Here is a 23893-nt window from a genome sequence, read left to right as displayed (position 1 = left end):
CCCTTGTCCGCAGGCCTGATCATCACCACATCAACACTTCCGGAAAGCATCACCACCAATGCAGATCTTACACACCGGTATTTGCCGGTACAATGAAAAAAAATAATCTGCCAACCAAAATTTGGAGGATCATGAGGTTATCTGCTTTATTACTAATGGCAGGCATGCTGCAGGTCAGCGCAAAAAGCACTGCACAACGCGTAACACTGTCTGTCAGAAACACACCGTTATCAACGGTCTTTAACACTATCAACCGGCAAACGGGGTACATCGTTTTTTATAACTACGATGCACTGCAAAGTTCCCGCCCCGTTACGCTGGATATGAAAAATGCTACTATCCAGGAATTACTGCATGCCTCGCTGATGGGGCAGAACCTGGAGTATGCCATCGAAGACAAAACCATTACGGTTACCCGCATCCTGCCGCGCACACCGGAACTGCCTGCTGCTCCGGCGCAGATAGTGATCACTGGCCGCATTACCGATGAAAACGGTGTTCCGCTGCCCGGCGTTTCTGTAGTGGTGAAAGGCACAGCCAAAGGCACACAAACCAATAACAACGGAGAATATACCGTTGTGGTGAGAGATGAAAATGCCGTGCTGTCGTTCTCTTATGTTGGCTATGAAAAACAGGAACTCGTAGTGGGTAAAAGTGGCGTCATCAGCATACAGCTGAAGCCATCCAATAATAAACTCACCGGCATCGATGTGGTGAACACCGGCTACCAGACCATTTCCCGCGAAAGGGCCACCGGCTCGTTTTCCGTGATCGATCCCTATCGCCTCCGTGCTAAACTGAAGCCGGATGTAAAGTCGGCCCTCGAAGGACAAGCCACCGGCGTGGTACTCACCAAAGAAGGCAACCTGGAAATCCGTGGCGTGTCTACCTTGCTGGGCACTGCCGCCAGCGCACCGCTGTTGGTAATTGATGGGTACCCTTCCAGCGCAGGACTGGAATCTCTCAATATCGATAATATAGAATCGATCACCGTGTTAAAAGATGCGGTAGCCGCTTCCATTTACGGCGCCCGCTCTTCCAATGGCGTGATCGTAATTGCTACCCGCTCCGGCAGAAAAGGCGCGTTGCAGGTGGAGTACAAAGGATCTACCGGCATCACGCTGAAACCGGATCTGTCGAACCTCAACAGGGCCTCATCCGCCGATTACGTGGATGCGGAAATAGAACTCTATAACCAGGACCCTAACAGCTACCTCACTACCTATAATAACTATGGCAGCACTTCCCGTGTCAACTACCTGATGATCGCCAAATCACAGGGATGGATGAACGAAAAAGATGTGAACGCCGAGCTGGATGTGCTGAAGAAAAACGACGGACTGGCGCAGATGGAGAAATATTATTTCAGGAACCAGTTCACGCAGCAACACAATATTTCTTTATCCGGCGGCAGCGAAAAAAGTATGCTCAACGCCGCGGTAAGATATATATCCAATCAGAATAACACGGTCCGGAATTCAGACAACCGCCTCATCTTTGATGTGAAAAACGACTGGCAGCCACGCAAAGGTGTGAACATCCGCCTGTTCTCCAATGTGAACTACGCCACCTCCGCTTCGCCGGTACGTGGCTGGCAGGATATGCTGGCGTTTACCAACACATCTTTGGTACAGCCGTATAACCTGCTGGTAGACCCGGCCACAGGGGAAACACTGAATGTGCCTTCTAAAAACCAGAAGAAGGAAGACCGGTATGCAGCCTTAACCGGGTTGAAACCACTGTACTACAATCCGCTGGATGACCTGGGACTGGAAACCTATAACACAAAGGCGTTACAGATCCGGTTGGGCGGCAGCGTGAATGTAAAAATCTTCGACGGGTTAAACGTAGAAGCAGGTGGTACCTGGAGCCGCGGCGATGCACAAACCCGCTCACTGTACGATAAAATGTCTTACCGGGTGCGGCTCTGGTACGATGATAATACCTCCATCTCCAATGGTTCCAAACATTATATTCCCGATGGTGCAGTGGTGAATGAAGCCCGCAACTTCAACCAGAGTTACATGTTCCGCACACAGCTGAACTTCAACCGGGTAATTGCCACCAAACATCGTGTAAGTGCTATTGCCGGTAATGAAATAAGCCGGAACACAGCGGATAACAATGCCCTGCCAACCCGCTTTGGATATAACGATCAGGCAGGTACGTTTTCTACTTTTAACTATGCCGATTATAATGCCGGTTCCTATAATGCTGATATGCTGGGCACCAGCAGACCTACCGCCAGTTTAGGCAGTTATGCTTTCCAGGATAACCGTTTTGTTTCCTGGTATGCCAACGGTTCCTATGAGTATAATAACCGCTTTATTCTCAGCGGAAGTATCCGGCTGGATCAAACCAATTTCTTTGGCACCGATCCGCGTTACCGCTACAAACCATTGTGGTCGGCCGGCGGCACCTATAAACTGGCAGAGGAAAAATTCTTCCAGGTACCATTGATCGATCGCCTGGACCTGCGGGCATCTTATGGTATCAACGGAAATATTTCCCTGAACTCAGGGCCTTTCCTGATCATTACCCCTGGCAGTTATTCCAATTATACCGGAGATGTATCTTACAGTATCTCTTCACCACCAAATAACTCGCTCCGTTGGGAAAAAACAAAAAGCACCAACTTTGGTGTGGATATCTCCCTGCTGAACAGGCGGATCAATGTAACCGCAGATTATTACCTGCGTAACAGCAGTGACCTGCTGGCATCTGACGCCATTGATCCTACCCGTGGCTTTAGTTCCCTGGTAAAGAATATCGGGGAAGTAAGAAATACAGGCTATGAAATCTCCCTGAATGCGGATGTATTACGTAAACGTGATTTCGTTTGGAATACCTTCCTCAATTTCAGCTACAACAAGAACACGGTAGTTACCTACAATGTTACCTACCAGTATCCTTCTACCATCACCAGTGGCGCTATCAAAAAAGCCGGTGATCCGCTGGATGCCCTGTACAGCTACAAGTATGCCGGCCTGGATAACAACGGTGTGTCGCAGTTTTACACGGCCAAAGGAGAAAAAAGTGGCGGTGGCAATGTGGCGGTAGGCGACCTGATTTACAGCGGTACCCTGCGTCCGAAATATGCGATCAGCTTAACCAACTCCTTCCGCGTACAGCGTTTCGATTTGTCTTTTATGCTTATTGCAAAACTGGGAAATGTGTTAAGGAGAGATGCCTTTAGCGGATCTAATATCCTGAATAAACATGTATCGGAAAGATGGAAGCAACCGGGTGATGAAGCCAAAACCATTTATCCGAAACTCAGCAGCTGGAATATGGATATGTTCTATTTCCCTTATTCAGATATTCTGATAGAAAGCGCCAGCTACATGAAGCTCCGGGATGTAACATTAACCTACGATCTGAATCCGCAGCTGCTGAAACGTATCGGCTTCACCAGTACCCGGATTTATTTCCAGACAAGGAACCTGTTCATGATTACCGCCAACAGCGATCACCGCGATCCTGAAACATCGGAACTGAACCTGTCCGGCGGCACCGGCGCATTTACGGAACAAGGATTTTCTTCCCTGTCGCTACGGCCGGAATTCTATGTAGGGTTATCATTCAGTCTTTAACAATTAATTACGGCGATCATGAAACAGCGTATACTCATACTGGTTATTATCATGGCAGGAAGTATCAGCTCCTGCACAAAATTCCTGGATGTAAAACCAAAAGGAAAACTGATCCCTTCAGAGGTGGCAGACTTTGATCACCTGCTGGATAACAGCAACATTGCACAATGGGTGTTTATTGACAATAACACTGGTTGTAACCTCGGTTACTTAACAGATAACCTGTCGCTTTCCGATGGGATTGGTAATATTAATTATAAGGCCAACAACCATCCTAACATCGACCGCTATTGGGCGTATGTTTTCAGGCAGCCTTACAAAAATCCGTCTACATCGGATTATTTCTGGGACTGGGGCACTTACCGCTCTATGGCTTATTTTAACAACGTGATTGATGGCGTACGGGCTATTCCCAATCTCAGTACAGAAAATCAGCAATATGCCAAAACGGTAGTGGCGCAGGCGTTGGTAAACAGGGCATGGTCGTACTTTATTACCACCCTGGTATACGGACCTGTATATAAGCCCGGTTCTCCCAACGATACCAAAACCATTCCTTATGTAACCAGCGCTGATATGGGCGCGCCGTTGCCGGATCTGTCCACACAGGAACAAGCCTTTGCACAGGTACAGAACGATGTGCTCACCGCTTTGCCGGACATGCCGGAAGTAACCAACTGGCCTTCCCGTCCGAATAAAACGGCGGCGCATGCATTGCTGGCGTACTATCACCTGTTTACACAGAAGTACGACAGCGTGGTGTATTATGCCAATCTCGCGTGGACGGCAGCCAGCAAAGGCGGCACCGATAAACTGATCTATGACTACAACAGCTTTTCGTGGACGGACCCAACCAACCTTATCAACAGCACCATTAAAGGACCGGATAACTTCCTGAGCGCCGCCAACAGCCGCGAAAACCTGTTGTACCGCAACCTCGATGCCGGCGCTGGCAGGTCTTCTTCCAGCTATCCTTCCGATGAAGTGATTGCGTTGTATGACCAGGCCAATGACCTGAGGTTTAAATATTTCTTTTTAACAGCGCCAGGTTATAAAACTACCTACAATAATGTGGTGTATGACGACGGTAACCGTATCCAGTATTATCGCGGTTCCAAAACCAACATGACTGCCGGGTTCAGTTACCCGGAACTGCTGCTGATGCGTGCGGAAGGATATGCCCGCACCAATCAGCTGGCCGTTGCCATCGACGACCTTAATACCCTGCGCCGCTACCGCTACAAAACCGGTACGCCCACGCTTCCGGTAGGTACCAAAGATGAAGTGATCCAGCAGGTGCTCGATGAAAGAAGAAGAGAGCTGCCCCTGGGTTCATTCAAACGTTTCCTGGACCTGAAAAGACTTTGCCTCGAAACCGGCAAGCCCTGGTGCAAGCCCAAAATACAACATAAGATAGGCACGGAAACACACGAAGGAACCGTGGATTCGAAAGATTTTATTTTAACCATCTCCAACGTGATATTGAAGTTTAACCCGCAATGGAATATACCGTTGGATGGAAGACCATTTTAAATCATAAAATTAAAAACCACATGAAACACATCTTAGTATCAATGCTGGCTTTATTCCCTGCCGCACTGCTGGCCCAGGACGGCACCTACGTGCTGAAAGGGAAAATAGGGACATTGGATGCTCCTGCCAAACTGTTTCTCACTTACCGGGCCAATGGCACTACCGTGAGAGATTCTGCCGCGTTGCAGCAGGGCGTATTTGAATTTAAAGGCAAAGTGGGCGACCCGGTGAAAGCCTCGCTGGTATTGCGTCATGGCCCGCCTACCAATATCATGTCTTATAAATCAGATCTGTTACAGGTATATCTTGAAAAAGGCACCATTATCGTTAGCGGCAAAGATTCCGTATACAACGCCGCCATCAAAGGTTCCCGTCTCAACGACGATCAGCAGCGCCTGCAGGCAAAGCTGAAAGCCACGGCTGCACAAAGGGATCAGCTTACGGAAGATTACATTGCCGCTAAGGAAGAAACCCGTAAATCGCCGGAATTCCGTAAATCTTACGATGAAAAAAGTAAGGCCATCCGCGAAGAAGAGAAGAAAATATACCAGGCGTTTATAAAAGAAAATCCTAAATCACCGGTAAGCCTGGATGCCCTGCAAAGCAGTGCCGGCAGCATTCCTGACAATCCTGCTGAACTGGAAACGGTTTTCAATACTTTATCTGCTGCTGTGAAGGAAAGCAAAAAAGGAAAAGAAGTAGCAGCGCTGATCAATGGCTGGAAACAAACTGCTGTTGGCGCTACCGCACCGGTGTTTACACAAAATGATACATTGGGCAAACCGGTAAACCTCACCGATTTCCGCGGCAAATATGTATTGGTTGATTTCTGGGCCAGCTGGTGTGGTCCCTGCCGTGCAGAAAATCCGCATGTGGTGGCAGCCTTTAATAAATATAAAGATCAGTCCTTCACCATCCTGGGCGTATCGCTGGATCAGGCCAACGGGCACGATGCCTGGCTGAAAGCCATTCACACCGATCAACTCACCTGGACGCATGTATCTGATCTGAAATACTGGGAGAATGAAGTAGCGAAATTGTACGGTGTTCGCGCGGTACCGCAAAATTTCCTGCTGGACCCCACCGGGAAAATAGTGGCTAAGAACCTGCGCGGGGAAGACCTGGATAAAAAACTGGCAGAAATACTGCCGCATTAATAACAGCCGGGTTAATCCCGGCCGTTATTGGTTAAAGGGTTACTACGATCTTTCCTTTCGTAGTACCCTTTTTCATTTCATCGAAGGCGGCGCGCATCTGTTCAAACGGGAATACTTTACCGATGTAGGATTTTATTTTTCCTGATTGCAGCAATCCGGCGATAGCATCAATGGCTTTTTCATCGGAGGTAACGCCGGTGAAGCGCACATCAAAACCCTTTGATTGATAGTATTGGGTGGTGGCTGCCGGCAGGCCATGCGGCAGGAAGAACAGGGCAGCGCCGGGAGCAAAATGTTTTTCATAGAGAGCAGCCGGGAATCTTCCGCCGATGTCCAGTACCAGGTTCAGTTGCAGGCTGCCGGCCTCTTCAAAATTGAAGTGGTTATAATCGATGATGTCGTCTGCCCCCAGCTGACGTACCCAGTCGGCATTAGCGGCGGTAGTTACTGCTATTACATGGGCGCCTGCCGCTTTGGCCATTTGCACTGCATAATGTCCTACGCCGCCGGCCGGTGCAGTGACGAGCACACGGTCGCCTTCTTTTGTCTGGTAATGTGTATGCAGGTTTTGCCATGCCGTAATAGCGGCGAGTGTTGCTGCCGCTGCTTCTGTAAAGGATATGTTGACCGGTTTTTTAGCGAGATGGATAGCCGGCGCCGCAACGTAGTCCGCGAATACGCGGCCATGCCCCGGCATCTTTATCATCCCGAATACTTCGTCACCTGTATTGAATTTGGTGACAGCGCTGCCCACAGCCGTTACCACGCCGGCAACATCTGATCCCAGGATCAGCGGTGAAATACCGTCCAGTGCGGGCGCCCAGCTGGCGCGTAATCCGTCGGGAGTGGTATAGTCTTCCAGTGTTTTATAATCTACCGGGTTAATACCAATCGCTTTGGTTTCAATGAGTACTTCGTCTGCAGCAATAGCAGGTATGGCAGTGTGTGAAATGGTGAGGGGGGCGTTTTTATCCAGTCTCTCTAAAATAATTGCTTTCATGTGATCTCCATTTTTTATGAAAGCAAAGCTAGTCAGCCGCCTGCCGTTATACCCGTACTGTAAAAGGAAACAGCAGTAACAGGATGGGATGCCCCTTACGCAGCGGCAGTTTATTACTTACATTTACAGTATGGAAAAGGTGCACGACCCATTTAGCATCAGCGTTACCACCCTGGAGCGCTGGGAAAAACGTAACCGCAGGAACAACTTTTTTGAGCTGGTGTATATCCTCGAAGGCAGCGGGGAACAGCAGGTAGAGTATACCCGTTCCCGTTACAGCAAAGGAAGTATTTTCCTGTTGCCGTCTTCCGACTGTCATACCTACCGGATAGACCAGCCCACTACTTTCCTGTTTATTCAGTTCAATGCCAGTTTTTTTTCGGGAGAACAGGACTGCGTGATAGATTTCGGGAAATGGTTCTGCCGGCTCAATTTCATTATTGGGAATTATAACCGCAAAGCAGGGGAGCTGATCAGCGGGGAGAATGATAAACAGCATCTCATCCGTTTACTGGAGTTGCTGATGTATGAGCAGCAGCGTTCCGACAATCATTCGCGGCGCATTATGCAGGGGCTGATGGTGGCGGTGCTGGAACTGATAGCCCGCAATGTGGCGATGGTATTGCCCGGGGAGCAGGGAGTGGAAGGCAAACGGTTCGCGGAAGTGCTGCTGCATATCCAGTTCCATCTGCTCGACGAAGAAAAAATTACGTTGTCTTATTTATGTCAGCGTTTCAATATCTCCGCTACTTATTTCAGTGAGTATTTCAAACGGAACGCCGGTGAAACCTACCAGGAGTTTGTACTCCGTTCCAAATTAAAACTGGCCGAGGCAAAGGCATTGTACACCGACCTGTCCTTTAAGGAAATTGCGTGGGATCTTGGCTTCACCGACAGCAGTCACCTGAATAAAATGATGAAACGGTTTTACCAGAAGGGGATGAGTGATATCCGGAGGCAGGCTATGCACGGCGCCGCCTGATGGTTATCTGACTTTTTCAAAATCATAATGTCCTTTGATGTGTTTGTTGAGATAGATGCCCTTTGAGCCGGACGACTTCATAGCTAAGTATACCGCTTCGGGCATGTCTTTATAATCATATACCATTCCTGATACGAATATGATCCGGAGTGTACGCGTGCCTGCGCTATATATCATATGGGCTATCACAGATGAAGGCATACCGGGGCCGGTTCAATTATCATACCGGTGCGTTCATCACTGGATGGGTTCCGGCGGCTCCCGGTAATTAAAATGCAAACGTTTGTCATTTTACAGCACCTGGAATTATTTTGCTTTTTTCTGATGGAAAATTAACATTAACTTAATAAGTTCTTGCATAATTTGGATAATTATATCCAACTAATTAAAATTTTCATAGAAGTTATTGTAAAATTTAAAGAAGTTTGCCTACCTTGAATCAACATTTCGCTGATAATGTTGTTCACTTGTACCAAATTGATGTAGATTTAAAACTGTAAGCAAACAATCATCTAAATGGTGTCTGATCGCCAGGAAATATTCAAGAAAACGTTATTAAAACACCTGTACTTTAACAAGGAATTGTCCTGTGCTGATCTCACGCTGCTCACCGGCAGGAGTCTTCCGCATACCACCAAAGCCTTGAATGAACTCGTGAAAAGTGGTTTGGTGCTGGAATCGGGGTATGCCATTTCCACCGGCGGCCGGCGCCCGCAGATGTACTCTGTGAAGCCGGACTACATGTACATTTTATCGGTAGCGATGGACCAGTTTGTAACCAGTATCAGCATACTGGATATGCAGAACAGGATCGTGGGAGAAGAACTCCAGGTGTCGCTGGACTTATCAGCGCATCCGGATGCCATTGCACAACTGGGCCAGGAACTGAAAACATTTATTGATCATTCAGGAATACCTGTGGAAAAGTTTGCGGGTATTGGCATCGGAATGCCGGGTTTTGTAGATGTAACAAAGGGCATCAACTATTCTTTTTTCGACAGGCAATACGGCAGCATCAATGAATACCTCGAAGCGCTTACCGGCGTACCGGTTATCATTGACAATGACTCCAGTTTAATTGCGCTGGCAGAATGGAAGCTGGGAGCAGCCCGCAACAGGCAAAATGCACTGGTTATTAATATAGGCTGGGGTATTGGTTTGGGGATGGTGCTGAACGGTGATCTTTTCAGGGGAGAAAACGGGTTTGCCGGAGAGTTCTCGCACATCCCGCTCTTCACTAACAATAAGATCTGCAGCTGTGGAAAGATGGGATGCCTGGAAACGGAAACATCACTATCAGTGATTGCGGAAAAAGCAGTGGCAGGTATCAATGAAGGAAGAACTACCGTTATGAAAGATTTGTCGATGGACAACCGCGACAACACGTTTAGAAAAATTATGGATGCAGCGTTGAAAGGAGATAACTACGCGGTGGAATTATTATCACAGGCAGGTTATCACATCGGACGCGGGATCGCTATCCTTATTCACTTGTTGAATCCTAACCTGATCATCTTAAGCGGGAGAGGAACATTGGCCGGAAAATTATGGCTGGCACCTGTACAGCATGCGTTAAATGAACATTGTATACCAAAAATTGCTGAAAATATTGAAATAATAATCTCGCCTCTGGGGTATGCGGCGGAAAGACTTGGCGCTGCAGCACTTGTTATGGAACACCTCGATAAAGGCCAACTGTAGTAAAGCAAAAACGTTCACTTGTATCAATCAAAAATGAGGCAGTAACTACCTGCAGCATGCGGGCTTCCCATGCCATCAGAGAAACTATGCCTTGATTATTCATCTTCATCTAAATTCACACTAATGAAAAGGTGGCTAGGCTTCCTGCTGCTAACATGTTTAGTGGCTACGTGCTATCAAAGCGTTTCCGCACAGGAAAAAAAATGGGTATCCGGTACCCTGAAAGACGCTTCCGGCGCTCCCGTAATCTATGCAACAGTCATTGAAAAGGGTACAACCAATGGCGCAACAACCAATGAAAAAGGGGCTTTTAAGCTCCAGGTAAATCCAGGTGCAGTACTGGTTATTTCCAGCGTAGGATTTACCACACTTGAAGTACCTGCAACTGCTAATCTCAACCTTGCAATGGAAGATGCATCCAAAGGTTTAAACGAGGTAGTAGTAACTGCATTAGGCATTTCCCGGCAGAAGAAATCACTCGGTTATTCTATGCAGGAAGTAAAAAGCACGACGCTGGTGGATGCGCATGAAACCAATATTACCAACGCATTAACCGGCGTAGTAGCAGGTTTGCAGGTAATCCGTTCCAGTACAGGCCCTGCAGGATCCTCAAAAATTAACCTGCGTGGTAACACTTCTTTAACCGGTAAAAATCAACCGCTGATTGTTGTAGACGGTATCCCTATCGATAACTTTATCGGAGCAGAGAACAATGATATGTGGAATCCTGGTATGGACATGGGTAATGGTTTGGCTGATCTGAATGCCAATGATATTGCCAGCATGTCTGTATTGAAAGGGCCTGCTGCTGCTGCATTGTATGGAAGCCGCGCGGGTGATGGTGTAATATTGATTACCACCAAAACTGGTAAGAAATCAAAAGGTCTGGGACTTACTGTTTCTTCTACGCTTGGATTCGAAAGTATTTTCACCAACCCTGAAATGCAGAATACTTTCGCACAGGGTTCTGATAACATTTTTAATCCGATTGATGGAAACAGCTGGGGACCAAAAATTGCGGGCCAGAGCTTACCTAACTGGCAAGGCAAATCAGAGCCGCTTCGTGCTTATGATAACCTCGGAAGCTTCTATAAGACAGGTGTGAATCACAACGAGAATATCTCCTTTCAGCAACAGCTGGATAAAACTTCTGTGTATACTTCCCTGAACTACATGAATGATAACAGCCTGATTCCCGGTACCAAACTTTCCAGGTTGAATCTCACCACAAGGGTAACAACGAAATACGGAGAATCAGAAAGATTATCCACAGATTTCAAAGTACAGTACTCTAATTCCAATGCCAGGAACAGGCCAACCACCGGGGTGAATAGCAGAAACTATTCTAACCTCCTGTACACCATGCCCGTTTCTATGGATATCACACAGTTTAAGAATCCAAAAACTGAATTTGGTGACATGTACTGGTATGGCATCGGTAACCAGGTTAATCCATATTGGTCGAGCCTTTATAATCTGAATGAAGATATCCGTAACCGCTTTATCATGAATGGTAGCATAAAATACCAGTTTACAGACTGGTTGAATGCAGAAGTGAAGGCAGGGGCTGATCTTTATAATACCAATACAGAAACAAAAGTTTACGCAGGTAGTCCACTTGCTACAAACGGTAGCTACAGCAATGGAAAATATTCTTTTTCAGAAGTAAACTACAGCACATTGATCACTGCCAGGAAAGATAATCTGATCGGCAAATTAAGCGGTAACATCAGTGTAGGGGGGAACCTCATGCGCCAGGAAACTTCCCGGGTGGGTAACAGTGCAGCCAACCTGGTTGTGCCTAACCTGTTCCTTATCAAAAATGTGAAAGGAACAGTAACCAATACGGATGAAATGTCCCAACAGGCTATTAATTCTCTGTATGGTACAGCAGGAATTAACTGGGATGGATTCCTATTCCTGGATGCAACACTCCGGAATGACTGGACTTCTACCCTGAGTAAAGAAAATCGGTCGTTTATTTATCCTTCTGTGAGTCTCTCTTACCTGTTTACCGAACAGTTTAAAACACTGCCACAGTGGTTAAGCTACGGTAAAGTAAGGGCTTCCTATGCTGCGGTAGGTAATGGTTTGAAACCTTACCAGGTGTATAATACTTATCTTATTGATCGTGATCCTAATGGTAACACCACTGCTTCGAGAGGTAAAACTTTATTTGACCCATCTGTGCGCAGCGAGTTAATCAAGTCATTTGAAGTGGGAACTGAATTGCGGTTTGTGGAAAACCGTTTCGGACTGGATTTCACATATTATAAATCCAATGCAACCCGGCAGCTGATAGATTTGCCAATGGATCCTGCCAGCGGATATGAGTTTAAGAAAATCAATGCAGGCAATATCCAGAACAGTGGTTTCGAGATCATGGCAGATGCTAAGATCCTGCAGAACCCGAAAAGCCTGATCTGGAATATCTCTGCTAACCTTTCCATGAACAGGAACCTGATCGTTGATATCAACAGTAAAGATAATGTGAATAACTACCGCCTTGGCGGCTTTGATGATATTTCAGTTATGGCCATCACTGGTGAACTTTATGGTGAAATTTACGGCAGTAAATTCCTCCGGGTTACTGATCCCAAGAGTCAGTACTACGGTCAGTTACTGTTAACGGCTGAGGGGCGCCCACAACGTGGCGAACAAAACGTTCGTTTGGGTAATCAGCAATCAAAAGCGCTGATCGGTGTTACGAATAGTTTTGGTTTCAAAAACTTTAGTCTTGCTTTCCTGATTGATGCACGCATCGGCGGAGATATGTTCTCAGTAACCCAATCCATGATGCAGAGAAGTGGTACTTCCGCGAAAACTGCCCCTAACGGCGAAAGGAATGACATGGTTGTAAGTGGAGTTATACCTGATGGTAACGGAGGCTACACACCTAATACCAAATCAATTACCACCCAGCAATACTGGAGAGCTGTAAACACAGACGTTAGTAACCTCGGTATCTCTGAATTGAATATGTACGATGCCTCCAATATCCGCCTGAGAAATGTTCAGCTGAGCTATAATCTGTCTAAAAAAGTATTGGGCAAATTACCAGTTCAGTCAGCCAAGGTGGGTGTATCCTGTAACAATGTTTGGCTTATTTCCAGCCACATGGACGGGCTTGATCCGGAATCAGTTTTTGCAGTAGGTACAAACGCTACCGGTTTTGAAAACGGTGCGCCTCCTACTACCCGTACCTTCCTGGTGAATCTGAGCGTTAGTTTTTAACATTTAATTGCATTAGAAATGAAAAAGATACTCATAAAATCAAGCTGGGCATTGGCTGCCTTTGTGATGCTGATGTCTGCCTGTAATAAATTCGAAGAGATCAATACAAACCCGAAAGAAGCGGACGATAGCCAGGTGCAGTTGGAATACCTTATTAACAGCTCTATTATTGGCGCACAGATGGATCCGAATATTGCGGAGCGCTCATTTGTGTTGTACTGGAAAACCGCTAGCCGCCAACATTTGAGTGGAGGCTTGTCTTCAGGCGCAGTAGATGATGGCTGGAGTACCGAATATTATCGTTACAGCGCTGGTTGGCTTAGTAATATCAATACTGCGATCCAGTTTGCTGATGAAAGGATAAAGACCGGCGATATTAAACCTTACACCGATAATCTGAAACAGGTAGCCCGTATTTGGAGGGCATACCTGATGAGTGAACTGTCCGATAACTTTGGTCCGATTCCTATCAACGGTTTCAAAGGTTCAAACCCGGATTTTGCCGGCGTAAAAGAAGTGTACTATTTTTTATTGGATGAACTGAAAGATGCCAGCTCCAAATTAAATACTGCAATTGTTCCTTCAGATGACCTGAAAGTACTGGACCCTGCCTATGGATATGATTTCGCAAAGTGGAAACGTTATGCAAATTCCATGCGCCTCCGGTTGGCAATGCGTTTATCTGAAGTGGATCCGGCTAAAGCAAAAGCCGAATTTGAAGCAGCAGTCGGTGGTGATCTTATTACCGACGCCGATGCTACTTTCCAGGTAGCAGAGAAGCCAGGATGGGACGCGCTCTCAGGTGTAATGAGCCGCGAATGGAATTCCCAGATCCTGTCTACTACACTGGAAAATATTTATACCGGTTTAGGTAGCGTGAAAACGGCAGACCAGTTGGGGGCAACTTTTCAATCTTATATTAAGCCTGCTGATTGGGCCGGATTACAGTTAACTGATCATTTCTCTACCATGACCAATGATCCGTTTGCCGGCTTCTGGTTCGATGGGTTGCCGGAAACAATTGACCCACGCGCCTATAAAACTTTTATTCTGGCAGGGGATTTTACAAATCCCAACTTTAGTAAGTACCCTTCTTACGACCAGCCAACATGGGAAACGACTGCGCGTAACCTGGTAGATGGCGCTGGTGCAACTGTAAAAACACTGGATGGTAAATTTACCTGGAATGGTTCCAATGCCGGTGCATGGGGAGCCAAAGGAACAAAAAACCAATGGCGTGCCTTCCCTGGTGCAGCACCGCGTTTGGGACAGCAGTTCAGAAACAGCCTGAATAAACGCATCTTCTTTGCTGCATGGGAAACCAACTTCCTGATAGCGGAGGCCGCCGTGAGAGGATGGAATGTACCACTGTCCGGTAAGGCAGCTTATGAGAAAGCAATCTCTCAGAGCTTTGAGTATTGGGGTGTGTCCGGTTTTCTGGGCACCTACCTGGCTTCTACTGCCTATAATATGACAGGAACTTCAGTAAGCTGGGATCACACCGCAGAGCCACCAGCCACACATGCCATGAACTTTAAGAATGGCTATACCGGAACTCCAGGCACCATAGCTATTAAGTACCCGGTGAATAATCTTTATAAAAACGGAGCTGTTAAAAACGATCTCATAACAAAGATCATCACTCAAAAATATATCGCACAGGTTCCGTGGTTACCGCTGGAAGGATGGAATGATAAACGCAGATTAGGTTTACCATTTTTCGAAAATCCAACGGTGGAAGACGCATTGGCAACATTACCAACGCTTAACGCTTCCACTTACATGACCAGCAATGTGAAATTCTTCCCGCAACGAATCAAGTATCCTTCTTCCCTGAAGAATACCAATGCCAGAGGGTATGAGCAGGCTGTAGCTGCATTGTCAGGTGGCGGCGATGAAGTTTTAACACCATTATGGTGGGCTATTAAGCAATAGTTTGCTGTTCACTTATATTAAAAAGAGCTGACCGACTGTAAAACCGGTCAGCTCTTGCCTTTAAAGCAAGCCGGACCACGGCCCGGAAAAAAACTCTTTAGGTGATACGGATATATAAGTCTACCTTGTGAGCAAATACAATATAATGCAACAAGGTACAGTTAAATTTTTCAATGAATCCAAAGGATTTGGTTTCATTACCCCATCAAATGGTGGACAGGATATTTTCGTTCATATTTCCGGTACTACTGGCGAACTTCGTGAGAATGACACCGTAACGTATGAAGTTGAAAATGGTAAAAAAGGTCTGAATGCAGTTAACGTAAAAGTTATCTAAGTTTACATATCTTATTTCTGGAGGGGCTGATCAGCAGATCAGCCCTTTTTTTATGCATATAGGTCAGCCTTCGCTTTTCTTGTCACGGAAGGCTTTGGGCGTTTGCTGGGTGCGCGCCTTAAACACGGTGGAAAAGTAAGCAGGGGAGGAAAAGCCGCACTCATAGGCTATTTCCGCTACCGATAGCGTTGAATTCACCAGCAGGTACCTGCCCTTTTTTACCCGTGCATCCAGGATATAGTCGTTTACATTACAGTTCAGCAATTGCTTCACTTTGCGGTACAGCTGCATTTTTGAAATAGCCAGCTGCTGGCAGATATCCTCTACTCCAAACTGGTCGTTGCCGAGGTTGGCCTCCACAATGGCGGTAAAGTCATTCACAAATTTACGGTCTGGTTTGCTGGACTGGGTGCTGTGTACCCGTGTTTCGGGTTCCGCGATATAGTGATCTTTCAGTAAAGCCCGGTTATTGAGCATGCTGCTGATGCTTTCCGCCAGGTATTTCAGGTGGAAAGGTTTACTGATATAGGCGTCTGCATTGTGTTGCATACCTTTTATGCGTTGTTCCTCGCTGCTGTTGGCGCTCAGCAGGATTACCGGGATATGGGAGGTACGGATATCCTTTTTTAGTGTTTCCAACACCTGGATCCCATCCATGCCCGGCATCATAATATCACAAAGGATGAGGTCCGGCACATGCTCAAAGGCCAGTTTCAGCCCGTCGGCGCCGTTGCCGGCATGAAACACTTCATACTGCCCGCTGAGGAAATCGGCCAGGAAATGATTCAGATCGGGGTGGTCTTCAATCAGCAGCACGGAATGCGGATGTGCCTGTACCGTCAGTGGCAATTCTTCCGCGGGCGTGTCGTTGAGGTCATCGGTATAGCTATGCAGGGAGTGATTGATCACATTCATGTGTTCATCTTCCTGCTGAATTTCTTCCGGTGCAAAGGGGGCGGAGGTACCCGGCAGGGTGATACTGAAAGTGGTGCCGGCGCCTTTGCTGCTTTTTACAGTGATGCTGCCGTGATGCAGGGAAATAATTTCACGGGTGAGCGCCAGCCCGATACCGGTGCCTTTATGCTCGTTGTTCCGGCTCTGGTAAAACAATTCAAAAGCATGGGCCAGGGTATTTTCATCCATGCCGCTGCCGTCGTCTTCAATACGTATTACTGCTTCCTGCCCGGTTGTGGCCTGTTCCAGGTATATATGCACCTTGCCGTAGTCGCTCGTAAATTTGAAAGCGTTGGACAGCAGGTTATACAGTACCCGGTCAAACAGGTGCTGATCAAACCAGGCTTTAATGCCGGGTTGCCGGCTGATAAGCCGGAAATCGATATGTTTTTTAACCGCGATGCCTTTATATGCTTCCATAATATCCAGCATAAAGGCGGGCAGGTCATTTTCAGATACTTTCAGCTGCAGCTTGCCGCTTTCAATCCGGCGGAACTCCAGCAACTGGTTCACCAGCCGCATCAGGTGGATCACATTTCTGCGCATCAGCTCCAGCTGTTGCTTTTGCGGAGAGGAGAGCTGCCTGCTGCCCATCAGGTTTTCCAGTGGCGCCTGTATGAGGGTTAAGGGGGTACGGAATTCGTGCGACAAGTTAGTGAAGAACGTAAACTTGGCCTCTGTGGCTTCCTGCGCACGGGCGGTCATTTCTACCAGCCGATCCCGTTGCTGGAGGATTTCATCCCGTTGCTGTTTCAGTTGCTGGTTGATACGGCGGTTGGTGCGCAAAATAAAGATCAGCACAATACCGAGCAGGAAGGCGATGCCCAGCGTGGTAACCACTATCCGCAGCAGGTGTTGCTGATCCTGGTACAGTGATAGCTGCTCCTGCAGCAACGATTGCTGTTTTTCTATTTCCTGGTGCTGGGCCTGTATCTTATCTATCTGTAACCGCATCAGCTTTACATTGCTGCTGTCGATCAGTACGGTTTGGAGTAATGTATTGCGGGGCACCTTTTTTCCGGCGAGGATGTCCGCGGCCATGCTGATGGCTTCTTTGCCGCCGCTGGGATACAGCAGCGAGGCGCTCAGTACGTGGCGCGATACGAGGTCGATGCCGGCGTCGGGGTAGGGAGAGGCATCCACGCCAATAAACCGGGTATGTGTGAGGCCCTTTTCCCGGCAATAACGGTACATGCTATACGCCATTACGTCGTTCTGTGCAAAGATCACATCTGCCTGTTGCACGGCGGAGTCGTTGCGGGCGGCGGCTTCCCGAGTTTTTTCGGCCACCCAGCTGCCTTCGAGGGTGGCTATCACTTTCAGGCCGGGGTAGTGCGCAAGGGCATCCCGGAACCCCTGGTGTCTTTCCACAGTGGGAGAAGAGCCACGAAGCCCTGTCACCTCTATAATACGCCCGTGGCCATTCAGCCGGGCGGCAATATATTCCGCTGCCAGTTTGCCGATGTTGTAGTTGTCGCCCCCGATGTAAGCGGTGAACGAGTCGGTGGCAGCCTTACGGTCCAGGATGATCACCGGGATGCCTTTGCCATAGGCAGCTGCAATTACCGGCGCCAGTGGCGCTGCCTCATTGGGCGATACCACCAGGATGTCTATTTTCTCCGCCAGCAGTTCCTGGATCTGCTGTACCTGCCGTTTGCTGTCACTTTCTGCATCACGGTACAGCAGCTGCATCTCCGGATGATAGAAAAGTTCCCGCTTCATTTCTGTGAGCATGTTCCGGCGCCAGTCGTCGTTGCCGGTACACTGCGAAAACCCGATCCGGTATTTCGGTCCTGTTTCCGGCCGGCATCCTGCGGCATACATCAACAGTGGAAGAATTATTAAACAGAGATATCGTTTTAATACTGCTGGCAAGTGGGAATGTTTTTGGTTTTATTTCTAAAAACAATGATACAAAATTGAAAGAGATCTCCCTGAAATATATCCATCTTAATGTATAAAATATTATTTATCAAGATATTATTCTGTTTTATACCCTTTGTTATAATTTCGAAAGAAAGCGGTGCTATACGATAACAGCAGCCTTTTTCAAAGGAGTAGGTTTGACCTATCGATCAAAACTTATTTCTACGTTATGAACAACAAGATTGTTTTCTTCTGGGCTTTTGTGGTAGCACTTGGCGGTTTTCTTTTCGGTTTTGATACCGCTGTCATCTCTGGTGCGGAGCAACATATTCAGCAATACTGGCATTTAACGGAAGTACAACATGGATTCACCGTATCCATTGCATTAATAGGAACGGTGTTTGGCGCATTGGGAGGCAGCACGCCTTCGGATAAACTGGGGCGCCGTGCTACCCTGCTGCTGGTAGCGCTGGTATACCTGGTGTCGGCAGTAGGTACGGCGATGGCAACCAACTGGTACTTTTTCCTCGTATGCCGTTTTATAGGTGGCCTCGGTGTAGGCGCTTCATCTGTAACGGCACCGGTATATATTTCAGAGGTGTCACCAGCTTCTTATCGTGGCCGAATGGTCGCTTTATTCCAGTTTAACGTGGTTTTTGGCATCCTGGTGTCTTATTTATCCAACTATTTCATTGGCGGATATGGCGGTGAAAACTCCTGGCGCCTGATGCTGGGCATCCAGGCATTCCCTGCGGCCCTGTTCCTGTTGCTGCTCCGCTGGGTACCGGAAAGTCCGCGCTGGTTGCTGCTGCACGGCAAAAAGGAAGCCGCCGCCATTAAAACCCTGCAAATCATCAACCCCGCCGGTTATGCGGACGATATCGCCACCATCCGGCAGTCGAGGCACCAAAGCATTGGCGCGCCAAAGGAACGGCTGTTCTCCGGGAAGTACCGCACTCCGGTAGTGCTGGCGGTATTGTTTGCCATTTTCAACCAGGTATCCGGTATCAACGCTATCATTTATTATGCGCCGCGTATTTTTGAAATGTCCGGTTTGGGTACAGCGTCTTCTTTGCTCTCTACAGTCGGACTGGGCATCGTGAACTTCATTTTTACGTTAACGGCTATACGGTTTATCGACCGCATCGGCCGCCGGCAGCTCATGCTGATAGGCACGGTTGGCCTTATCGCTACACTCGGCCTCACCGCCATTTCCTTTTATATGCATACCGGCGGTATTGCCGTGATCTCTTATCTGCTGGTATACATGGCCTTCTTTGCCTTCTCGCAGGGCGCTGTGATATGGGTATTTATCTCAGAGATATTTCCAAATGCCGTACGCGCCAAAGGTCAAACGCTGGGCAGTTTCACTCACTGGATCATGGCCGCTCTTATCGCTTTTACCTTTCCCTGGCTGGCCAGCCACATCGGCGGTGGTCACATTTTCGCCTTCTTCTGTGTGATGATGGTATTGCAACTGCTTTTTGTATGGCGCTGGATGCCGGAAACAAAAGGACAAACCCTGGAAGAAATTGAAATGACAATGGTCATGCATTAAACAAACATTTTATGACAAAGTATAACATCGCCTGCCTCGGGGAAATATTGTGGGACATCTTACCGGATCAGGAATTGCCGGGCGGCGCACCCATGAACGTAGCGTATCACTTGCAGAAACTGTCGCAGTCCGTTGCGATGGTATCGGCCACAGGTACAGATGATCATGGCACGAGGCTGCTGCAACTCATGAACAACATGCAGCTCTCTACCGCTTACGTACAAACGAATACTAACTACGCCACCGGCAAAGTAAATGCCTGGATGGACGCGCATAACGATATGCAGTATGATATCCTGTACCCCGTGGCCTGGGATCATATTGCCTGGAATGCTTCCCTGGAGGCTTTATTAACGGGAGATGACCTGCAGTATATTGTTTTTGGCAGTTTGATGGCAAGGCATGAGATCTCCCGGAATACGCTCCGTAAAGCATTGCAGTCAACCGCCATAAAAGTGCTGGACATCAACCTGCGTGCGCCCTGGTACTCCCGCGAAACACTGGAATGGCTCATGAGCAGCTGCGACCTGCTGAAGCTGAACATCGCAGAACTGGAGCTGATCAGCGCCTGGTACGGTACCTGGCCGACGCACGAAGAACAGGTACGGGCATTGTCTTCCCGATTTAACATCCCTACTATAGTTGTCACCCTGGGAAGCAAAGGCTGCATGGGGTACATCGACGGGGCTTTTTATTACCAGGAAGGCCAGTCCGTGATAGTAGCAGATACCATTGGCAGCGGCGATGCTTTCCTGGCCGGCTTCCTCGTATGCCGGCTGCAACAACGTTCCCCTGCCTGGAGCCTGGCGTATGCCAATGCACTGGGCGCACTGGTGGCATCGCGCCCCGGTGGCTGTCCGCAATATGATCCATCCGAGATATACAGCCTGATGAAAATACCACAGCACACTTAGCCAATTATTACATTTCCACACCACCATTTCACAAATTCCATTATGAAAAAGTTGTTTTACTTATTACCGATGTTGCTGTTCGGCCTCTTCGCCATTGCACAGCAACGGAACATCACCGGTACCGTTGTCAGTAAACAAAACAGAACACCTTTGCCCGGTGTAACCGTACAGGCGGGCAACAGGAACACCATTACCAATGGCAGCGGGCAATTCACACTGCCGGCTGCCGTGGGGGAAGTGCTCAACTTCTCTTATATAGGCATGAAGCCTATGTCGTTAAAAGCTGCCGAAGGCAATATGTCCGTAGAAATGGAAGATAATGCCACCGACTTGAACCAGGTAATCGTAACCGGTTACCAGACACAGAAAAAGGCCGATCTTACCGGCGCTGTATCTGTAGTGAATGTGAGCGAAATAAAAGACATTCCGCTCGGCAACCCGGTGAAAGCCCTGCAGGGCCGCGTTCCCGGCGTATTCATTACCTCCAACGGCGATCCCAACAGCAATGCCACGGTGCGTATCCGCGGTATCGGTACCCTGGGTAACAACGATCCGCTGTATGTAATTGATGGTATCCCCACCAAAAGAGGATTGCAGGAACTGAACCAGAATGATATTGAATCCATCCAGGTATTAAAAGATGCTTCTGCTGCTACCATCTATGGTTCCCGCGCGGCAAACGGCGTAATCATTGTTACTACCAAAAGAGCGAAGAAAGGCTACAGCCGCATCACTGCAGATGTATCTGCCTCTTTGCAGGATTACAGTACCAAATTAAAAACACTGAATACGGAAGGCCGCGGCCGCGCCTACTGGCAGGCTGCCGTGAATGACCGTACTGATCCCAACAACAACCAGATTTATCAGTACGACTGGAACGGCGATTATAACAACCCCGTGCTTAACAAAATTAACCTGCCGGAATTTATTGATGCCGCCAAAACCATGAAGCCGGCCGATACCTACTGGTACGACCAGATTGCACAAACTTCCCTGCTGCAAACCTACAACGTGTCTATTGCCAACGGCAACGAAAGAGGGAACTCCTATTTTTCGGTTGGCATGTACAATAACAAAGGCATCGTAAAAGAAACACAGCAACGGAAAATAACTGCCCGCTTTAATACGGATTATTCCTTTTTTAAAGGCCGGCTGAAAATAGGAGAGAACCTGTCTGCTACCTATATCAGGGATGCGCTGGTACCTGCCACCGACATTCTTTTTGCAGCATTGGTACAACAACCGGTAGTGCCGGTACATACCGTTGATGGCGGCTGGGGCGGCCCTGCTCCCGGCATGACCGACAGGCAGAATCCCGTTCGGCTTATTGAAGATAACCGGCAGAACAAAAGTAATTTCCTGCGCTTATTCGGTAACGTATATGCCGACATAGAAATTATTCCCAACCTTCACTTCAAAAGCAGCTATGGTATAGATTACAATGGTACTTATCAGCGTACATTGCGTAAATCGTATACTTCCGGGTTCCTTTCTGATCCGTCCAACTTCTCCCAAACCTCACAGGATTATAATGGTAACTGGGTATGGCAAAATACGCTCACTTACAACGTAGCACTGCAAAAGCACCGGTTCGATTTCCTGTTGGGAGAAGAACAGATTAAATACATGGCGCAGAATTTTTACGCCAGCAGACAAGGGTATGCGTTGGAGAATATCGACTATGCCTACCTCAATGCAGGATCTTCCAATAAAGATAACGGAGGTACCGGTAGCGGCTATACGTTATTATCTTATTTTGGTAAAGCAAACTATTCTTACGATAATAAATACCTCGCTTCGGTTACCTTGCGCCGCGATGGCTCTTCCCGCTTTGGTAAAGAAAACCGTTTCGGGATGTTCCCCGCGGTATCTCTCGGATGGCGCGTGAGCGAAGAAAATTTCATCAAACAAAACCTGCCTTTCCTGTCGGACCTGAAACTCCGCTATGGCTGGGGCAGATCGGGCAACCAGGAAATTGCCAATAACGCCACCTATACTTTATACTCCGCTATTTATGGTATAGATCCTACCTGGGATTTCGACAGCGGCAGCGCGTATGATCTTGGTGGCGCAGGCTCCGGGCAGTTATCGTCCGGATATACACTGATCCAGCAGGGCAACCCTGCGCTGAAATGGGAAAGCACGATGGAATCCAACGCCGGAATAGATTTTGGCTTGTTTAATAATCACCTTAGCGGTTCCGTAGATTATTTTATTAAGAAGACATCCGACATCCTTATCAGCCCGGCTTACCTCGCAGTGATCGGTGAAGGCGGCACCAAATTCGTGAACGGCGCCTCTATGCAAAATAAGGGACTGGAAGTATTGCTGTCGTATAACGGCAACATTGCACCTGGCCTGGCGCTCACCGTTACCGGCAACGTAGCCACTTACCGCAATAAGATCACCAAACTGCCGCCGGAAGTACTTACGTCCTATCCCGGCAACGGACAGGATAAAACCATTCTCGGCCACTCTATTAATTCCACCTTCGGGTACGTGGCAGATGGATTATTCCGCTCGCAAAAAGAAGTAGATGACTATGCCACACAAATTGGGAAAGGCGTGGGCCGCATCCGGTATAAAGACCTGAACAGCGACGGCGTTATCGATGACAAGGACCGCGATTATATCGGTAAGGGAGATCCTGATTTTACCTACGGACTGAATGTAACACTGGAGTATAAACACTTTGATCTGACCTTCTTCCTGCAGGGAATACAAGGCATCCAGGTATATAATACTTACAAAACATACACCGACTTCTCCTCCATCTGGCCCGGAACTAACTGGGGCGCACGTACGCTGGATGCATGGACACCACAAAATCCAAACGCTTCCATTCCTGCGCTTACACTGGTAGACCGTAACAATGAAAACCGGACATCTACCTACTTCCTGGAATCAGGTTCCTATCTCAAACTCAGGAACCTGCAACTGGGATATAGTTTCCAGCACCTGTTCAGCAAGCGTTTGCAAACAGCACGGGTATATCTGCAGGGCAGCAATCTGCTCACGTTAAAGAACAAAGGTTTTACCGCCACTGATCCGGAGAATCCCAACAACGCATATCCTATTCCGGTGATTGGCACGATCGGCTTAAACCTGTCTTTTTAAACACACAACACA

The 23893-nt window shown here is 47.9% G+C and carries 14 protein-coding genes; 11 read left to right on the top strand and 3 right to left on the bottom strand.

Going from position 1 to position 23893, the window contains the following annotated elements; translation table 11 throughout:
* Positions 1–131: 131 nt before the first annotated feature.
* Genes V7S65_RS16305 through V7S65_RS16295 form a run of 3 tightly spaced genes read left to right on the top strand, consistent with a single transcriptional unit; the run spans position 132 to position 6283 of the window.
* Positions 132–3593, top strand: a complete 3462-nt coding sequence (locus V7S65_RS16305) for a SusC/RagA family TonB-linked outer membrane protein (protein WP_336387277.1) — start codon at positions 132–134, stop codon at positions 3591–3593.
* A gap of 18 nt (positions 3594–3611) precedes the next feature.
* The gene (locus V7S65_RS16300) at positions 3612–5126 is read left to right on the top strand and encodes a RagB/SusD family nutrient uptake outer membrane protein (protein WP_336387276.1); all 1515 of its coding nucleotides are present in this window, start codon (positions 3612–3614) and stop codon (positions 5124–5126) included.
* Positions 5127–5146: 20 nt separating this feature from the next.
* Entirely contained in the window at positions 5147–6283 is a 1137-nt protein-coding gene (locus tag V7S65_RS16295) for a TlpA disulfide reductase family protein (RefSeq protein WP_336387275.1), read from the top strand.
* A gap of 31 nt (positions 6284–6314) precedes the next feature.
* Here V7S65_RS16295 and V7S65_RS16290 read toward each other — a convergent pair whose 3' ends face one another.
* A complete protein-coding gene (locus V7S65_RS16290; protein ID WP_336387274.1) occupies positions 6315–7283 on the bottom strand; it encodes an NADP-dependent oxidoreductase in 969 nt (322 codons plus the stop codon).
* A gap of 130 nt (positions 7284–7413) precedes the next feature.
* Between V7S65_RS16290 and V7S65_RS16285 the strand changes: the two genes are divergently transcribed.
* Positions 7414–8265: an AraC family transcriptional regulator gene (locus V7S65_RS16285; RefSeq protein WP_079469130.1), complete on the top strand. Its 852-nt coding sequence runs from the start codon at positions 7414–7416 to the stop codon at positions 8263–8265.
* 3 nt (positions 8266–8268) lie between these two features.
* Here V7S65_RS16285 and V7S65_RS16280 read toward each other — a convergent pair whose 3' ends face one another.
* Positions 8269–8466 carry a KTSC domain-containing protein gene (locus V7S65_RS16280; protein ID WP_336387273.1) on the bottom strand — a complete coding sequence of 66 codons (198 nt, stop codon included), beginning with the start codon at positions 8464–8466 and terminating at the stop codon, positions 8269–8271.
* A gap of 315 nt (positions 8467–8781) precedes the next feature.
* On the opposite strand from V7S65_RS16280, the gene V7S65_RS16275 reads away from it, so the two are divergent.
* The 4 genes from V7S65_RS16275 (at position 8782) to V7S65_RS16260 (ending at position 15472) form a co-directional block, all read left to right on the top strand.
* The gene (locus tag V7S65_RS16275; protein WP_079469128.1) at positions 8782–9966 is read left to right on the top strand and encodes an ROK family protein; all 1185 of its coding nucleotides are present in this window, start codon (positions 8782–8784) and stop codon (positions 9964–9966) included.
* A gap of 123 nt (positions 9967–10089) precedes the next feature.
* On the top strand, positions 10090–13200 hold the full coding sequence (locus V7S65_RS16270; protein WP_336387272.1) for a SusC/RagA family TonB-linked outer membrane protein: 3111 nt from the start codon (positions 10090–10092) through the stop codon (positions 13198–13200).
* A gap of 18 nt (positions 13201–13218) precedes the next feature.
* Positions 13219–15135 (top strand): SusD/RagB family nutrient-binding outer membrane lipoprotein, encoded by a 1917-nt coding sequence (locus tag V7S65_RS16265; RefSeq protein ID WP_336387271.1) that lies wholly within the window; start codon positions 13219–13221, stop codon positions 15133–15135.
* Positions 15136–15280: 145 nt separating this feature from the next.
* A complete protein-coding gene (locus tag V7S65_RS16260; protein ID WP_079469125.1) occupies positions 15281–15472 on the top strand; it encodes a cold-shock protein in 192 nt (63 codons plus the stop codon).
* Positions 15473–15535: 63 nt separating this feature from the next.
* On the opposite strand, the gene V7S65_RS16255 is transcribed toward V7S65_RS16260, so the two are convergent.
* Positions 15536–18301, bottom strand: a complete 2766-nt coding sequence (locus V7S65_RS16255) for a hybrid sensor histidine kinase/response regulator transcription factor (protein WP_336387270.1) — start codon at positions 18299–18301, stop codon at positions 15536–15538.
* A gap of 220 nt (positions 18302–18521) precedes the next feature.
* Between V7S65_RS16255 and V7S65_RS16250 the strand changes: the two genes are divergently transcribed.
* Genes V7S65_RS16250 through V7S65_RS16240 form a run of 3 tightly spaced genes read left to right on the top strand, consistent with a single transcriptional unit; the run spans position 18522 to position 23881 of the window.
* Positions 18522–19850, top strand: coding sequence for a sugar porter family MFS transporter (locus V7S65_RS16250; protein ID WP_079469123.1), 1329 nt, complete (start codon positions 18522–18524; stop codon positions 19848–19850).
* 11 nt (positions 19851–19861) lie between these two features.
* On the top strand, positions 19862–20764 hold the full coding sequence (locus V7S65_RS16245; protein WP_336387269.1) for a carbohydrate kinase family protein: 903 nt from the start codon (positions 19862–19864) through the stop codon (positions 20762–20764).
* 42 nt (positions 20765–20806) lie between these two features.
* Positions 20807–23881: a SusC/RagA family TonB-linked outer membrane protein gene (locus V7S65_RS16240; RefSeq protein WP_079469121.1), complete on the top strand. Its 3075-nt coding sequence runs from the start codon at positions 20807–20809 to the stop codon at positions 23879–23881.
* Positions 23882–23893 lie beyond the last annotated feature (12 nt).

It is taken from the genome of Chitinophaga sp. CCNWYY40, from assembly GCF_037483205.1.
Lineage (GTDB): Bacteria > Bacteroidota > Bacteroidia > Chitinophagales > Chitinophagaceae > Chitinophaga > Chitinophaga ginsengisegetis.
The sequence above is the reverse complement of the archived record's forward strand: the minus strand, read 5'-3'. Positions and strand labels throughout refer to the sequence as shown.

Bases quoted from the DNA above. Each gene is read 5' to 3' on its own strand.
- V7S65_RS16295 (WP_336387275.1), top strand. From the start codon at position 5,147: ATGAAACACATCTTAGTATCAATGCTGGCTTTATTCCCTGCCGCACTG.
- V7S65_RS16300 (WP_336387276.1), top strand. From the start codon at position 3,612: ATGAAACAGCGTATACTCATACTGGTTATTATCATGGCAGGAAGTATC.
- V7S65_RS16260 (WP_079469125.1), top strand. From the start codon at position 15,281: ATGCAACAAGGTACAGTTAAATTTTTCAATGAATCCAAAGGATTTGGT.
- V7S65_RS16290 (WP_336387274.1), bottom strand. From the start codon at position 7,283: ATGAAAGCAATTATTTTAGAGAGACTGGATAAAAACGCCCCCCTCACC.
- V7S65_RS16305 (WP_336387277.1), top strand. From the start codon at position 132: ATGAGGTTATCTGCTTTATTACTAATGGCAGGCATGCTGCAGGTCAGC.
- V7S65_RS16280 (WP_336387273.1), bottom strand. From the start codon at position 8,466: ATGCCTTCATCTGTGATAGCCCATATGATATATAGCGCAGGCACGCGT.
- V7S65_RS16275 (WP_079469128.1), top strand. From the start codon at position 8,782: ATGGTGTCTGATCGCCAGGAAATATTCAAGAAAACGTTATTAAAACAC.
- V7S65_RS16270 (WP_336387272.1), top strand. From the start codon at position 10,090: ATGAAAAGGTGGCTAGGCTTCCTGCTGCTAACATGTTTAGTGGCTACG.
- V7S65_RS16245 (WP_336387269.1), top strand. From the start codon at position 19,862: ATGACAAAGTATAACATCGCCTGCCTCGGGGAAATATTGTGGGACATC.
- V7S65_RS16265 (WP_336387271.1), top strand. From the start codon at position 13,219: ATGAAAAAGATACTCATAAAATCAAGCTGGGCATTGGCTGCCTTTGTG.
- V7S65_RS16250 (WP_079469123.1), top strand. From the start codon at position 18,522: ATGAACAACAAGATTGTTTTCTTCTGGGCTTTTGTGGTAGCACTTGGC.
- V7S65_RS16240 (WP_079469121.1), top strand. From the start codon at position 20,807: ATGAAAAAGTTGTTTTACTTATTACCGATGTTGCTGTTCGGCCTCTTC.
- V7S65_RS16285 (WP_079469130.1), top strand. From the start codon at position 7,414: ATGGAAAAGGTGCACGACCCATTTAGCATCAGCGTTACCACCCTGGAG.